At 39.6% G+C, this 15159-nt stretch carries 18 protein-coding genes, 1 other RNA gene and 1 riboswitch; of the genes, 16 read left to right on the forward strand and 3 right to left on the reverse strand.

The genetic code is table 11. The features are described from left to right. Nucleotides 1-59: 59 nt before the first annotated feature. On the reverse strand, nt 60-1289 hold the full coding sequence (gene hmpA / locus MHH64_RS02640) for an NO-inducible flavohemoprotein (RefSeq protein ID WP_095313957.1): 1230 nt from the start codon (nt 1287-1289) through the stop codon (nt 60-62). 140 nt (nt 1290-1429) lie between these two features. Between hmpA and MHH64_RS02645 the strand changes: the two genes are divergently transcribed. Then, nucleotides 1430-1870 (forward strand): Rrf2 family transcriptional regulator, encoded by a 441-nt coding sequence (locus tag MHH64_RS02645; protein ID WP_095313955.1) that lies wholly within the window; start codon nt 1430-1432, stop codon nt 1868-1870. A 63-nt stretch (nt 1871-1933) separates the two neighbouring features. Beyond that, the gene (locus MHH64_RS02650) at nt 1934-2449 is read left to right on the forward strand and encodes a type 1 glutamine amidotransferase domain-containing protein (protein WP_095313953.1); all 516 of its coding nucleotides are present in this window, start codon (nt 1934-1936) and stop codon (nt 2447-2449) included. A 143-nt stretch (nt 2450-2592) separates the two neighbouring features. On the opposite strand, the gene MHH64_RS02655 is transcribed toward MHH64_RS02650, so the two are convergent. After that, on the reverse strand, nt 2593-3879 hold the full coding sequence (locus MHH64_RS02655) for a glycoside hydrolase family 18 protein (RefSeq protein WP_340002653.1): 1287 nt from the start codon (nt 3877-3879) through the stop codon (nt 2593-2595). Nucleotides 3880-3943: 64 nt separating this feature from the next. Beyond that, nucleotides 3944-4477 (reverse strand): isochorismatase family cysteine hydrolase, encoded by a 534-nt coding sequence (locus MHH64_RS02660; protein WP_095313949.1) that lies wholly within the window; start codon nt 4475-4477, stop codon nt 3944-3946. 88 nt (nt 4478-4565) lie between these two features. Here MHH64_RS02660 and tadA point away from each other — a divergent pair, with 88 nt between their 5' ends. The 14 genes from tadA (at nt 4566) to holB (ending at nt 15159) form a co-directional block, all read left to right on the forward strand. Continuing rightward, the gene (tadA, locus tag MHH64_RS02665; RefSeq protein ID WP_303450009.1) at nt 4566-5024 is read left to right on the forward strand and encodes a tRNA adenosine(34) deaminase TadA; all 459 of its coding nucleotides are present in this window, start codon (nt 4566-4568) and stop codon (nt 5022-5024) included. Between the two features lie 66 nt (nt 5025-5090). Beyond that, nucleotides 5091-5356: signal recognition particle sRNA large type (gene ffs, locus MHH64_RS02670), an RNA gene on the forward strand. Nucleotides 5357-5541: 185 nt separating this feature from the next. Beyond that, nucleotides 5542-5644: riboswitch (TPP riboswitch) on the forward strand. Between the two features lie 199 nt (nt 5645-5843). After that, a complete protein-coding gene (tenA, locus tag MHH64_RS02675; protein WP_095313946.1) occupies nt 5844-6533 on the forward strand; it encodes a thiaminase II in 690 nt (229 codons plus the stop codon). 202 nt (nt 6534-6735) lie between these two features. Continuing rightward, a complete protein-coding gene (dnaX, locus tag MHH64_RS02680) occupies nt 6736-8418 on the forward strand; it encodes a DNA polymerase III subunit gamma/tau (RefSeq protein WP_340002654.1) in 1683 nt (560 codons plus the stop codon). A 285-nt stretch (nt 8419-8703) separates the two neighbouring features. Then, entirely contained in the window at nt 8704-9018 is a 315-nt protein-coding gene (locus tag MHH64_RS02685) for a YbaB/EbfC family nucleoid-associated protein (protein ID WP_095313943.1), read from the forward strand. Between the two features lie 98 nt (nt 9019-9116). Then, on the forward strand, nt 9117-9713 hold the full coding sequence (gene recR, locus MHH64_RS02690; RefSeq protein WP_095313941.1) for a recombination mediator RecR: 597 nt from the start codon (nt 9117-9119) through the stop codon (nt 9711-9713). A 16-nt stretch (nt 9714-9729) separates the two neighbouring features. Next, nucleotides 9730-9945, forward strand: coding sequence for a YaaL family protein (locus MHH64_RS02695; protein ID WP_095313940.1), 216 nt, complete (start codon nt 9730-9732; stop codon nt 9943-9945). A gap of 375 nt (nt 9946-10320) precedes the next feature. Beyond that, nucleotides 10321-10584 (forward strand): pro-sigmaK processing inhibitor BofA family protein, encoded by a 264-nt coding sequence (locus MHH64_RS02700; RefSeq protein WP_095313938.1) that lies wholly within the window; start codon nt 10321-10323, stop codon nt 10582-10584. Nucleotides 10585-10679: 95 nt separating this feature from the next. Beyond that, nucleotides 10680-10877, forward strand: coding sequence for a sigma factor G inhibitor Gin (locus MHH64_RS02705; protein ID WP_095313936.1), 198 nt, complete (start codon nt 10680-10682; stop codon nt 10875-10877). 230 nt (nt 10878-11107) lie between these two features. Beyond that, a complete protein-coding gene (locus MHH64_RS02710; RefSeq protein ID WP_303450026.1) occupies nt 11108-12532 on the forward strand; it encodes an aminotransferase class I/II-fold pyridoxal phosphate-dependent enzyme in 1425 nt (474 codons plus the stop codon). Nucleotides 12533-12547: 15 nt separating this feature from the next. Continuing rightward, nucleotides 12548-13174: a dTMP kinase gene (gene tmk, locus MHH64_RS02715; protein ID WP_118889298.1), complete on the forward strand. Its 627-nt coding sequence runs from the start codon at nt 12548-12550 to the stop codon at nt 13172-13174. A gap of 15 nt (nt 13175-13189) precedes the next feature. Further along, nucleotides 13190-13519: a cyclic-di-AMP receptor gene (locus MHH64_RS02720; protein WP_095313931.1), complete on the forward strand. Its 330-nt coding sequence runs from the start codon at nt 13190-13192 to the stop codon at nt 13517-13519. Between the two features lie 38 nt (nt 13520-13557). After that, nucleotides 13558-13992, forward strand: coding sequence for a YaaR family protein (locus MHH64_RS02725; protein ID WP_095313930.1), 435 nt, complete (start codon nt 13558-13560; stop codon nt 13990-13992). Nucleotides 13993-14169: 177 nt separating this feature from the next. After that, nucleotides 14170-15159, forward strand: a complete 990-nt coding sequence (gene holB, locus MHH64_RS02730) for a DNA polymerase III subunit delta' (RefSeq protein WP_303450031.1) — start codon at nt 14170-14172, stop codon at nt 15157-15159.

A 15159-nucleotide genomic window follows, 5' to 3' on the forward strand; every position in this document is an offset into this window, starting at 1 on the left:
GCTGCCAAACAAGCGTAGAAAAAAAGACAGCCTGGAACGGCTGTCCTTATAAATGCTATTTACCTGGTGATATCCTCGGACGGTCCAAAGATTTCAAAATGAATATCTGTGTCATTCACTTGATATGCTTTCAAGTGTTGATACATCGCACGCATAAATCCCTTCGGTCCACAGAAATAAAATGCGGCATCGTTTGTTGGAAGTATGGATGATAACCAATCATAATCAATTCTACCTGCTTTATCAAAAGAATCTCCTTCACTAGGGCTGTCATACACGGTATAACTTTTCACATGGTTATTTTGCCCAGCGATTTCTTTGACACGCTCTTTCATTGCATGGAATTTACTTGATTTTGCAGCGTGAATATAAATAACCTCACGTTCAGGCTGCTCCTTAATTGCTGTTTCAAGCATGCTAATCATAGGTGTTAATCCCACTCCGCCACTCATTAGGACGAGTGGTCTAGTGTCTTCTGCATCTAAAAAGAAATCCCCAGCTGGTGCACTGATTGGTAGGATGTCTCCTTCATTAATATGTTCATGTAGGAAACTTGATACAACTCCCTTGGGCTGGTCTTCGAAAGCATCCTCACGCTTTACACTAATTCGGTAAAATTCCCCTCCAGGAGCACAGGATAAGCTATATTGACGTAAATGGTTATAGTTTTCTCCGTCAATGACAGCCTTTACGGTAATATACTGACCGGGTTGATAGGAAGGGAATGCTTCTCCATCTTCTGGCTGCAGATAGAACGATGTAATAACATCACTTTCGACTTCTTTTTTGATTACTTTAAAGTTACGATAGTCTATCCATCCACCAGTTGTTGCTTTTACTTCAGTATACATTTCGGCTTCAACAGAAATAAATACATCTGCAATCACACCATATGCTTTTGCCCAAGCATCGATAATTTCGTCTGTTGCTGCATCTCCTAACACGTCTTTAATTGCTAGTAATAAATTCTCTCCAACAATTGGATAATGCTCTGGCTTAATATTTAAGCTGCGGTGTTTTTGGGCAATTTGCTTTACAACGGGTAAGATAGCTTCTAAATTGTCGATATGGACAGCAGCTGCATAAACCGTATTCGCAAGCGCTTTAGGTTGGTCACCTTTTCGTTGATTTGTTTGGTTAAAAATATTCTTTAATTCTGGGTGGTTTTCAAACATCATTTGATAAAATCGTTTTGTTATTGCAGTCCCGTGTTCCTCTAAAACTGGTACAGTAGCTTTTATTATGTCTCTTGTTTTTTGATCTAATCCAGTAGCTGTTTCTGTTGTCATTTCAAAGCACTCCCTACAGTTTTTTAAAAGATGTATTTCTAATACATGTTTAATTATAGATGTTTTATTTGCACTGTATCAATAGTGAAAACGGGTTTTGTGTTACAATATTGTGAAGAAGTAAACGAGGTGATTCATTCATGCAATTAAAGAAGTATACGGATTACGCATTGCGCGTTTTAATTTATACAGGTACAAAACCGAATGATGAGCTTGCTAGTATTAAGGAAATCTCAGAGGTTTTTAACATCTCGCAGCATCATTTAGGAAAAATTGTCTTTGAATTGAACAAAATGGGCTTACTTGAAACGATTAGAGGGAGAAATGGTGGTATCCGACTGGCAAAGCCTGCATCGGAAATCAACGTAGGTTTACTTGTTCGGAGCCTCGAAAGTGATTTTAATTTACTTGAATGCTTTGATAAGGGAACAAATCATTGTGTGATTACCCCAGCATGTACCTTAAAACACGCATTGAATAAAGCCTTGCATGCTTTTTTTAAGGTGCTTGATGAATATACGGTTCAAGATCTAATTTCGAATGAAGAGGAATTGCGAGCATTAATGGGCATGGATCGGTGATGTTTTATTTTCCTTACAAAGGGAAGACTCTTTATGAATCAAATCATAAGGAGCGGATGAGCAATGGGTAAAAAAATAGCAACCGTCATTACCGATATGTTTGAGGATGTGGAATATACAGAACCAGCAGAGGCTTTTAAAGAAGCTGGGCATGAAGTAATCACGATTGAAAAAGAAAAGGGCAATAAAGTAACAGGGAAAAACAAGGAAACTACGTTAACGATTGACCATGGTATCGAGGATGTAAATGTCGATGATTTTGATGCATTATTCATCCCTGGTGGCTTTTCACCAGATATTTTACGGGCGGATGATCGTTTTGTTAAGTTTGCTAAAGGTTTCATGGATGCGAAAAAACCTGTATTTGCAATTTGTCATGGACCACAGCTGTTAATTACAGCGAAAGCGTTAGAGGGCCGAGATGCAACAGGCTACAAATCGATTCAAGTTGATATGGAGTATGCAGGAGCCAAGGTTGTCGATAAAGAAGTAGTCGTTTGTCAGGATCAGCTTGTGACAAGTCGTCAGCCAGATGATATTCCAGCTTTTAATCGTGAAGCTTTGAATCTGCTCAAGTAAGAATTAAAAGTGGGAGTCTATTGTTAGATAACGGAAAAGGAAACCACAATTAACAATATGTAAAAATAGGAAGACCGTCTCTAATCAAATGGAGACGGTCTTTTCGATCTTCTTGGCGATATTAATATCTAGTACATATTCTATTATAGTTTGGTTATCGTAAATTGATCGTCTAGTAAAAGCCAATTTTGTGGAAAGGCTAGACCTAGCTTCCAATATGCAATACCTAGTAGGTCGAGTTCACGAATCATATCGAATTTTGCCTGAATTGATCTGGCATCTTCAAACCATACCTCGTGTTCATTCCCCTCTGCATCTGTATACGTGAAAAATGGCGCCTGTGCGCTCGTGTCATATTGAATGACAGCATTATTTTCCCTGGCAATTGCAATCGCTTGCTGTGGACTTACGGCACGAGCAGCTTCTCCACCTTCAACAAAGGGTAACGTCCAATCGTATCCATATAAATTTTGGCCTAATAATATTTTATCTGCGGGAATAACTGTTAAGGCGTAATCAACAACATTACGAACTTGATCAATTGGCGAAACAGCCATCGGAGGACCGTAGCTATAGCCCCATTCATAAGTCATTAATACAACAAAATCTGCTATCTCCCCATGAGCAGCGTAATCGTGAGCTTCATACCACTGCCCTGTTTGAGTGGCGCTTGTTTTTGGCGCGAGTGCAGTAGATAAGAGTAAGCCTTCCTGAGAAAATCGCTCCTTTGCTTTACGCAGAAATGCGTTGTATGCTTCCCGATCATCAGATGGCAGAAATTCAAAGTCAAAGTGGATATCGGTAAATCCTTGTGTCTGCGCTGTATTCACAATGTTATCCAATAGCGTATTTTGAACCGCTTGTACGGTTAAAATGATATGACCAAGCTCATCACTAAACCCAGGTCCTTCCAAATTTGTCACAACCATTGCCATTGCTGTATCTGTGTTTGCGGCAATCTCCTGTAGATTCCCGATGGGTGGTGAAGTCAATGAACCATCGCGATTGACTCGATAGCTAAATAATGCAAGGAAAGTTAGATAAGGAGAATTTTTAGCAGCAGCATTTTCCAAGGTTTCAGAAACCGTATCACCAAAGGGTTCAATATAAGCATACGATGTAATCGCGCGCTTAGCACGAGGCGGGATGTAAATCCGCAAGCCAATAGGAAGTGTCATCTCTGGTGAAATATTATTAATCGTTGCTAGTTCCTGATAGGTTATCCCAAATCGGTTGGCAATGGAATAAAGGCTATCACCTTGTTGAACAAAGTAAAACTGACCAAAAATGGGGATGACCAGTGCTTGCCCGATGACGAGATCATTTGGAGCATCTAGTTCATTGGCATTCGTAATGGCGACAGCAGTTGTATTATATGTATTAGCGATTGAAGTTAATGTTTCCCCTTCTGTAACAACATGAATTTGCAAGAGAACTTCCTCCTTCAAAACAGTTTCTCATTTCAACTTATGTGAAGGAGGTCAGCTATATGACTTAAAGTGGGTCGATATTTGCCTTCATTACAGAACGGATTAAATATAATGCATAATCATTGTTCTCCTTTGCTTCGGATGCCATGCAATTTGCAGGAACGTGCATTCCAAATTGGTACATATACGCATCCTTGGCAGTAAAAAGAATGCAAATGTCTCCGGCAATACCAGCCATTAGGAGATGGCTTCGTTTTAAATCTGTAAGCAAAGATTGCAGTGGCGTCTGGAAAAAGGCAGAATGCTGTGGTTTAATAAGAAAGTAATCATCTTCCTCTGGTGCGAGTGCCTCAATAATTTCCTTGCTTCTATCATTTTTACAGTTTTCAATAATTTTATGAAAGTCTGCTTGCCATAATCCGTAATGGTCATTAACATAAATAGTAGGTAGATTTTTTTCTTTGGCGAATTTCTTCAGCTTAATGAGGTTCGGGAGGATTGCTTTCGTATTTCGATATAAATCATCACCGCCATCAAAGTCAAAATCGTTGATAATATCGACAAATAGTACAGCAGTGTTATTTAATGATGTATCCATTTATGAGTCTCCTTTATTCGGTATGACTACTTAACAGTATTTCCTCTTTTGGATTGATTCAAACTTTAAAACAAAGTGTTGTGATAATATGAGTGATGTAAAATTTATGGAAGCGGCAATTGAAGAAGCCCAAAAAGCTTTAACATTAAATGAGGTTCCAATTGGTGCGGTTATCGTATATAACGATGAAATCATTGCAAGGGGCTATAACTTGCGAGAATCCTCGCAAACGACGCTTTCCCATGCTGAGCTTGTTGCCATTCAAGAGGCAAATGAAAAGATTGGAAGCTGGCGACTAGAGGATTGTACGCTCTACGTTACATTGGAGCCATGTCCGATGTGTGCAGGTGCTATTGTCCAATCGCGAATTAAACGTGTTGTATATGGAGCAACTGATCCGAAGGCAGGATGTGCGGGCACATTAATGAATTTATTGAATGAACCTCGCTTTAATCATCAGGTTGAATTAACGGCAGGTGTTTTACAAACAGAGTGTGCTGCATTACTAACGGATTTCTTTCGAGCACTTCGAAAAAGAAAAAAATAGTCGTAAACCGGGCGTATCCGCTTTTGATGTTGCATTTTGTCGATAATTTCGCTATAATGGTAAATACCGTGCTAGGTGGGGAGGTAGCGGTGCCCTGTACTCGCAATCCGCTATAGCGAGGCTGAATTCCCACTCTAGGTGTGGCGATTTTATGGTCTGCCTTAAGGGAGTGGTGTTGACGCCCGGGTCCTACGCAACAGGAACCCATGAACCCTGTCAGGTCCGGAAGGAAGCAGCAGTAAGTGGAATTTTCTGTGTGCCGTGGGGAAGCCTAGGCCGAGCCATGAACTTAAGTAACGCATAGGGTCGTCACATCGAAAGTGGGTGCACGGCTACATAATGCAATCAAACACTCTTTTAAACGCTATAAAGCATTTGAAAGAGTGTTTTTAAATTCACCTAGAAAAAATCTTTCTAAGCTGCATGCCATATGGATAAGAGTTGGATGTTGGGATTTTTTTCGTGTGAATTATTTTACTTTTATGAAAAAATGGAATAAGATAGAAATAGAATATAAAAAATCCACTAGGGGTGCCATTTGGCTGAGATAAGATTCATTTCTTGATCCCTTTGAACCTGAACTGGCTAGTACCAGCGTAGGGAAGTGGAGCTGGTGACGTATACATAATTCTGTAACTGTATATAAAACCACTCCATTTCGGGGTGGTTTTTTTGTTCTTCATTCTAAATTTATAGAAAGGAGATGTTTTGATGGATGTTATTGCAAAAATAAGAGAAGACTAGCCGTTTATTTTTAATATTACCAATGAAGCTGTAGTAGAAGTAGGCTATTAAACAAAATTAGGGGAGGAATTTTCTATGCGTTTTTCAGAGTTATTGCGAGAGGCTACGAAAGAGAGTTGGAAATTAAGTCTAAATCATCCGTTTGTACAGGGTATTGTAAGTGGTGATTTGCCACTGGAAACATTCAAAAATTATATTCTGCAGGATATCTATTATTTGAAGCATTACGGCAAGGTGCATGCTTTTGCGGCTGCACATTCAGATGATTTTCATGTTGCTGCTAAGCTGGCAGAAAAAGCAAAGAAAACAGCAGAAGCAGAGCTAACAGTGCATAAGGAGCATGCAGGGATTTTAAAGATTACCAATGCAGAAATTGAGAATTTTAAACCTGCACCAACTGCCTATGCTTATACATCGCATTTGTACCGTGCATCGTTGTCCGGAAGTTTAGCTCAAATTGTAGCTGCAATGCTACCATGTTACTGGTTATATGCTGATATTGGTTTGACTTACAAGGACGCAAAACCGAAAGAAGAAATTTACCAAAATTGGCTGAACACGTATGGTAGTGAGTGGTTCCAAGAGTCCACACAGGAAATGATTGACCTGCTCGATGGATTAGCGGAAAAGGCAAGTGAAACAGAAAAAGAGAAAATCAAAGAGCAGTTTATTCTTGCGAAAGAATATGAGCTCGCATTTTGGGAGATGTCCTATACATTTGAAACATGGCTTTCGGAAAAAGCAACGAATCCGGCATCTGTTTAAAATTATAAAAACCAGGGTGGCTGATGATATGCCATCCTGGTTTCTTAGTCCCATAGAACAAACAAATCTTCTCCACCTATAACGAAATGTGATAGTAACTCCAGATGAATGTTACAAAAAATATATTTAACCCTGTTTTGGTTCACATTCACCCCTAAAATCGGGTATAATTAGAAATAGATCATAGAGGGGAATCTGTATTATGAGCTATCAAGCTTTATATCGCGTTTGGCGTCCAAGAACTTTTGAGGATGTCGTAGGACAAACACATATTACGAGAACACTGCAGAATGCGATTGTACAAGATAAATTTTCGCATGCTTATTTATTCTCTGGGCCAAGAGGAACAGGGAAAACAAGTGCTGCCAAGATTTTTGCCCAAACAATTAACTGTGAGCATGCACCAGTCAAAGAACCATGTAATGAATGTGATGCATGTCGTGGCATTTTGGATGGCTCGATTTCAGATGTTATTGAAATTGATGCTGCATCCAATACGAGTGTCGATGATATTCGTGAAATCCGAGACAAGGTAAAGTATGCTTCAAGCGCAGTACCATATAAAGTGTACATCATTGATGAGGTACACATGATTTCAATTAATGCATTCAACGCATTACTAAAAACGTTAGAAGAACCACCAAAACATGTCGTCTTTATTTTGGCAACGACCGAGCCACATAAAATTCCATTAACGATCATTTCTAGGTGTCAGCGATTCGATTTTAAACCGATATCCAATCAGGCAATTGTAGATCGTATGCAAACGATTATGGAAGCAGAGAATATTTCTGTTTCGAAAGAGGCATTGGATACTGTTGCATTAGCAGCAGAAGGTGGAATGCGTGATGCGTTAAGTATTCTGGATCAAGCAATTTCCTATAGTGAGGACCAGGTAGAACTCGATGATGTGTTGGCTGTTACTGGTGGTGTTTCCCAGAAAGTGCTCACCGATATCGTAAAGGCCATGCATGAAAAAGATGTGGAACAGGCGTTACAGCTATTGGATGATTTGATCCAACGGGGGAAAGATCCTGGACGATTTGTATATGATCTGATTTATTTTATGCGTGATCTATTGCTTTTCAAAAGTGCTCCATCGCTAGAAGGATTGTTGGAGAGAGCAAGAGTGGATGATAACTTCCTTGCGCTTTCTGATTCTGTATCAACCTCATGGATTCAGGATGCAATTATCCAACTGAATCAGTGCCAACAAGAGATCAAGTGGACGAATAGTCCAAAGGTATTTATCGAAATAGCGGTACTCACGATTACCAATCGTTATCATGCCCGGGAGCAGGCGACAGCTGATGTTGATTCAGAAGCAGTAACAAAACTGATGAGCAAAATGTCACAATTGGAAAAAGAGCTTACCAATCTGAAGCAGCAGCCTGCACAGCCTGTTCAAGCACCAGCTGCATCTGAGAAGAGAAGGCAGCCTGCGAGAGGATCGAAAAATAGCTATAAAATCCCGTTTGAGCGAATTCGTGATGTGCTTGGAAAAGCAGAAAAGCCTGCATTAAAGCAAGTACAATCACAATGGGCCAACTTTTTAAGTAAGCTAAAGCAAGTGAATGCACCTGCACATGCAACGATACAGGATAGTAAACCTGCAGCTGCATCCGCAGATTCACTCGTTGTCGCATTTAAATATGAAATCCACTGCTCCTTATTTTTGGATAATCGGGAGACAGTTGAATCCGTACTTACGAGTGTGATGGATAAGCAATTAACGATTATCCCAATTCCAGATAATGATTGGACACAGCTCCGTACGGAATATATAAGCAAACAAGATAAGCCTAAAGATGAAGAACAAGGAGACCCACTAGTGGATGAAGCTAGGAAGCTCTTTGGAGATGAATTACTGGAAATACATGATTAGGAAACAAAAGCGCAAGCGCCCGGTTAGCGACGTACGGACTGATCCGTAGGAGATAAAGGAAACATGCCCCTTTAGGGGTATGCCGATGTTAGGCGTAGCCTGATTTTAATCGGCCATCCTTTTACCTAGAGTCGATGTTGACTTCACCACAAGGGTATAAATGCGACTAAGCCTCTGGCGCAGCCAATCGGCAAGTCTTGCTAGTCGTTGGGCGCTGGAGCTGGACTTGGCTGCTCCAGTATAAGGAAAAAAATAATAATGAATAATCTAAAGGAGGTATTTTCCATGAAGGGAAATATGAACAATATGATGAAGCAAATGCAAAAAATGCAAAAGAAAATGATGCAGGCACAGGACGAATTGCATGAAATGTCTTTTGAAGCATCAGCTGGTGGTGGAATGGTTACCATTACAGCAAATGGGAAAAAGGAAATTACAGATATTGCAATTAAAGAAGAAGTTGTAGATCCAGATGATATCGAAATGCTACAAGATCTTATCATTGCTGCAACAAATGATGTATTGAAGCAAATTGATGATAAAACGAACCAACAAATGGGACAGTTCACAAAAGGCTTAAACATGCCTGGTATGTTTTAATTAAAGGAAAAAATGGCAGGGGATTACAATCCCCTATGCCAAGTATAAGCACCCGGTTTAAAGCGGGTGCTTATGTTTTCGTGTAGGAGGCAGGCTTGATGTATTATCCAGAACCAATATCGAAGTTAATTGACAGTTTTACAAAATTGCCTGGCATTGGACCGAAAACAGCTGTCCGTCTGGCATTTTTTGTTTTGAATATGAAAGATGATGATGTGCTTAATTTTGCCAATGCATTAGTGAATGCCAAAAGAGAGCTCTCCCATTGCAGTATTTGTGGACACATCACCGATCAGGATCCATGCGCGATATGTTCCGATACGTCACGAGATAATTCGATTATTTGCGTCGTGCAAGATCCAAAAGATGTCATTGCAATGGAAAAGATGAAAGAATTCCACGGAAAATACCATGTTCTTCATGGCGCAATTTCACCAATGGATGGAATTGGACCAGAAGATATTAATGTCCCTGATCTAATCAATCGTCTGAAGGATGAGGAAGTAAAAGAAATCATCCTAGCAACTAACCCAAACATCGAAGGGGAAGCAACCGCAATGTATATTTCGCGCCTTGTTAAACCATCAGGTATCCGCACGACTCGAATTGCACATGGCTTACCTGTTGGCGGCGATTTGGAATATGCAGATGAAGTAACATTATCAAAAGCTTTAGAGGGTAGAAGAGATTTGTAGAAGTTAGGTGAAGTGCATGGGGAAAAAACGAAAGACAAAAGATGTCAATCATGAGCTGCTTGATACAATCATTCAAGCAGAACAAGAGTGGAAACAAATTAGGTCTATTGTAGAACAAAGTATGGAGCCTTCAATCAATGGAATGCAGCAAGAAGCAATTGCTCGGGCTAAATATTTATTTCTTCTGCGTGAGGCAAGACTGCGTAATATTAGTGCAGTGCGAGTATACTAGAATTATAGATTAAGGGAGACAAGGTTTGTGAGTATAGATGGCCTTGTCTTTTTTTATTGAGAAACCACAGTTTGAAAAATGTGTAGAAAAAATAAATGAAGAATTGAGGGAGAAACAGGAAATGTTGACGGTTCAGTTTTAGAATGGGAAAAAGGGGCGGTTCTTTTACTGAACGTTTGGCAACATCTCCTAACGACTTTTAATAAAAGGCTGTTAAATCAAGCTTTATATAAAATCACCTACTTTCTTACAAAGATTCATGATCATGTTTTTTCACAGAGAGATTCTTTTCTTTCCCCGCTTCCTTGGTTCTTTTTTACGAAATACAAGCATAAATTTACTAAAAAAGAGGTTGAGGAAGAGGGTTGATTTCAGTTGAGTTCTGCAATTGTTATTTCGGTCATTGTTGGACTAATTATTATTTTATTATTCGTTGGTGCCCCTGTTAAGCCAATGAAATTCATTGGACAGGCTACAGTAAAGCTTGGAATTGGTATTCTGTTTTTATTTTTCTTTAATGTATTCGGTGGGATGTTTGGGCTGCACATTCCAATTAATTTATTTACAGCTGTCGTATCTGGTTTTTTAGGGTTATTTGGATTGGCATCCTTGGTGGCGATTCATCTGTTTATTATTTAGCTAGACCATTTTATTCCAAACTTAAAAGTTTCAAAGTTTCCCCGTATAGTTTTCCTTAGATTGGGAGATACTAGTTTCTAACGGAGGTGGGGAAGGTGGAACAAGCTAATTCATTAGGACTTTCACAATGCGGCATCTGTGAGGAACAAAAGGAGAAGGGAATTCATTTATATACGATGTTCATTTGTACGGAATGCGAGTATAATATGATTCATACGGAGCCAAGAGAAGAAAAGTATAACTATTACTTACGAAAATTAAAGAATATCAATCAACCGAAATTATATTCATAGCTATCCAGGGAGTCTTTGCTTGCAAAGGCTTCTTTTGTTGGTCTGAGAATGATAAAATTGCCATGAAATGCAAAAGCGAGGTAGGATAAACCTTATACCATCCACATCCATGCTATATCTAAGAAAATCTCATGTGGCAATGATACGATGCTCGTAAGGGAGGCATCGTCATTACGTCGTTCGTTAATTTACGATTATTATAATCGAAAGAAACTAAAGGAGGGACAATGATGAATCAGAATCACAATCGAATGCCGATCTTTGAAAGATTGCAGCAATTTACATACAAAGACCCGATATCCTTTCATGTCCCAGGTCATAAAAATGGTGAAATATTCCCGAAACATGCAAGGTCTTATTTTGATTCCATCTTAAAGTTAGATATGACAGAGCTACATGGATTAGACGATCTTCATGCGCCAACGGAAATGATTGCAGAAGCAGAAGGATTAGCTGCGGATTTTTTTGGCTCAGACCATACGTTTTTTCTTGTTGGCGGGAGTACGGCAGGGAATTTAGCAATGGTGTTAGCAGCCTGTTCACCAGGTGGAAAAATTATTGTTCAACGTAATTGCCATAAATCCGTTATGAATGGCTTGGAACTTAGTGGTGCAAAGCCAGTATTTATCGCCCCAAATTATGATGAAGCAGTCGATCGCTATACGAGTCCAAGTTTGTCTACATTAGAAGAAGCGTTACAAAAGCACTCAGACGCAAAAGCGATTGTACTCACCTATCCTGATTATTTTGGAAGAACGTATCCAATTAAAGCCATGATAGATTTGGCACATTCGTATAACATTCCAGTTCTCGTCGATGAAGCACATGGAGTTCACTTTGCTTTAGGGAAACCTTTTCCAGCATCTGCTTTAAGGTTGGGAGCAGATGCTGTTGTGCAATCAGCTCATAAAATGGCCCCGGCAATGACAATGGCTTCTTATCTACATATAAAATCCAAACTTATTTCCAAAGAGCGAATTGCCCACTATTTACAAATCATTCAATCGAGCAGTCCATCCTATCCATTAATGGCTTCATTAGATATTGCACGTTTCTTTTTAGCCAAATTGGAAAGCAATGATATAGAACGTATTTTACGAAGTGTGAACGAAGTGCGGACGATACTTGATAAGTGCGAGGCATGGAATGTCCTGCCAATTGAAGTACAGGATGATCCACTTAAAATAACGTTACACGTGAAACAATCGTATTCAGTTCAAGATGTGGCACGGCTTTTTGAAGAAGAAAATTTATATCCAGAGCTTACAACACATAATCAGCTATTGCTTATTCATGGGCTTGAGCCGTTTAATAAGCAGACCCAGCTTCAAAAAATAGTAAAAAGAGTAGGGGAACAATTAAAAATTGAACTAAATCATGATACAATAGAAATAGCAAAGTTATTTCCAGAAGCCATTCAGGAATTGGCTTTGTCGTATCAAGAAATGCAGGCAAGATCTTACAGACGTGTACCTTTTGGTGAAGGTATCGAACATATAGCAGCAGAGGCAGTCATAGCCTATCCGCCGGGAATTCCGATCATTCTTAAGGGTGAACGTATTACAACAGCACACCTTGCTACCACCCGACAGCTTCGTAATCAAGGTGTTCGAATTCAGCAACGGGAATCAGGCATCAAGATCTACAGGAAATGATGAAGGAGATATAACATGAGGGCTTTTTTTATAACATTTGAAGGTGGCGAAGGTGCTGGAAAAACAACCATCCTTCAAGCGATCGCATCAAGGCTAACGGATTTGGGGTATGACGTGATAACGACCCGTGAACCAGGCGGTATCAACATTTCTGAGAAAATCCGTGACATTATTCATGACCCGGATCATACAGAAATGGAAGAACGTACGGAAGCACTTCTCTATGCAGCAGCACGCAGGCAGCACCTTGTAGAAAAAGTACTTCCAGCACTGGAACAAGGGAAGGTTGTTCTCTGTGATCGTTTTATTGACAGTAGTTTAGCATATCAAGGGTATGCCCGTGGATTAGGAATTGATGAGGTCTTTTCCATCAATCAATTTGTCATTGGGGATTGTATGCCAGATTTAACTTTATTTTTTGATATTACGCCAAAAAAGGGATTAGAGCGTATTGCAGCGAATAAAGATAGAGAGAGGAATCGACTTGATCTTGAAAACCTTAAGTTTCATGAAATGGTTTATGAAGGTTATCAGATTCTTAAAGACAAATTCCCCAACCGAATTCAAACGATTGATGCAGATCAATCCATAGACATAGTTGAACAGGCTGTGCTCGACCGTATTATCAGTTTTATAAAATAAAGGGGGCTTATGCACATGAAACTAATCATGGCAGTTATCCAAGACAAGGATTCCAATCGTTTAGTAAATGCTTTGGGAGAAAAGGATTTTAAGACAACAAAGCTTGCTTCAACTGGTGGTTTTCTGAAGGAGGGTAATACCACCCTGATGATTGGATGTGAAGACCAAGAAGTAGATAATGCCTTAGACATTATTAAGGATAATTGTTCGCATCGTGAACAGATGGTCGCACCAATCTCCCCAATGGGAGGAAATGCAGATTCCTATATTCCGAAGCCAGTTAAAGTTGAGGTTGGTGGAGCAACGGTATTTGTACTTCCAGTCGAATCATTTTTACAGTTTTAATAAATAAGTGTATTACCTCTAAGAAAGGGGCTGGACCAATGAAAATTACAAACGAAATACAAGCTAATTTAGAGCCGAAATATGCGCGTAAAGCAAGTGCAGATAAACAGGCTTTCAGTCAAATGGTTCAGTCCCAAACACAAAGTTTAAAGCATCAAGAATTACAACAGCTTGTTAGTAATATTTCGAAGCAAGGAAATAAGCTTGCTCGTTATCGATCATTTCGTGAACTGGCCGCATTTAAACGAATGGTGAAAGGGTTTCTGCAGAGGACAGTTTATGCTGGATATGCCTTGGATAAATCACATCATTTCGGTTTAGATGGACAAACTCGGAAGTTAGCAATCGTTAAGCAAGTCGATGAAAAGCTAATCAAACTTACAGAGGAAATTATGAACCAGGAAAAGAAGACAGTAGATATCCTAGCACTTATCGGAGAAATTAAAGGATTACTGATTAATATATATACGTAAGGGAAAAAGCGGAGGCGCCCGGTTAGTGACGTACGGACTGTACTTATCGTGTCATGATGTGGGGAAGTCTCGCTAGTCGTTGTGTGCTGGAGCTGGGCGCGGCTGTTCCAGTACAAGGAATTATGGAGTCAAATCATTATATCTAAGTAAGAAGTTAAAGCTTAAGGACGGATACATATGAAAACATGGTCTCAGGTGGCCGAAGTGCAACCACTAGCAACACGTATTATAACAAATAGCATTAAAAAAGATCGGATTTCTCATGCGTATTTGCTCCAAGGCGAAAGAGGAACAGGTAAAGGAGCAATTGCTTTACTCATTGCCAAAGGCCTGTTCTGTCAAAACAAATCAAGCGTAGAGCCGTGCAATGAATGCAATAACTGCAAACGAATTGATTCACATAATCACCCTGATGTACATTGGATTGAGCCTGATGGACAATCGATTAAGATTGAACAAGTGCGTAATTTGCAGAAAGAATTTACGTACTCAGGCCTTGAATCAAATCAAAAGGTATATGTGATTAAGGATGCAGACACATTGACTGTAAATGCCGCAAACCGGATTCTGAAGTTTTTAGAGGAGCCAAGTAAAGAAACGACAGCAATTATGCTGACAGAGAATAGTCAATCGATTATTCCAACCATCCGTTCACGCTGCCAAGTTATTGATTTAAAGCCACTCCACGCTGCTTCTTTCCAAAACCAACTAATCGAGCAGGGGATGGAAAAAAATCAAGCCGTGCTCATCAGCGCCCTCACGAATAATTTAGATGAGGCCTTTAGATGGAGCGGAGATGCGTGGTTTGCAGAAGCTAGAAAACTAATGGTACAATTAATAGAAATGTTTACCACAAAGCCTGAAGACGTTTATCTCTTTATTCACAGTCGCTGGGTAGCCCACTTTAAGGAGCGACAAGAGCAGGAGCAGGGATTGGATTTATTACTTCTGGCTTTTAAAGATATTCTCTATTTCCATATTGGAAATGAGGATATGATGGTATTTTTCACCTCCAAGGATCCGCTCGTTGAAAAGGTAGCAATGTCTTTTTCCCAGGAAAATCTTGTGAATAGCTTGAATTTCGTTCTACAGGCAAAGAGGAAATTGAAGCAAAATGTTCAACCCACCTTGGTGATTGAACAACTAGCGCTTCAAATACAGAGGTGA

The organism is Oceanobacillus sp. FSL K6-0127 (assembly GCF_037983385.1).
Classification (GTDB): Bacteria; Bacillota; Bacilli; order Bacillales; family Amphibacillaceae; genus Oceanobacillus; species Oceanobacillus profundus.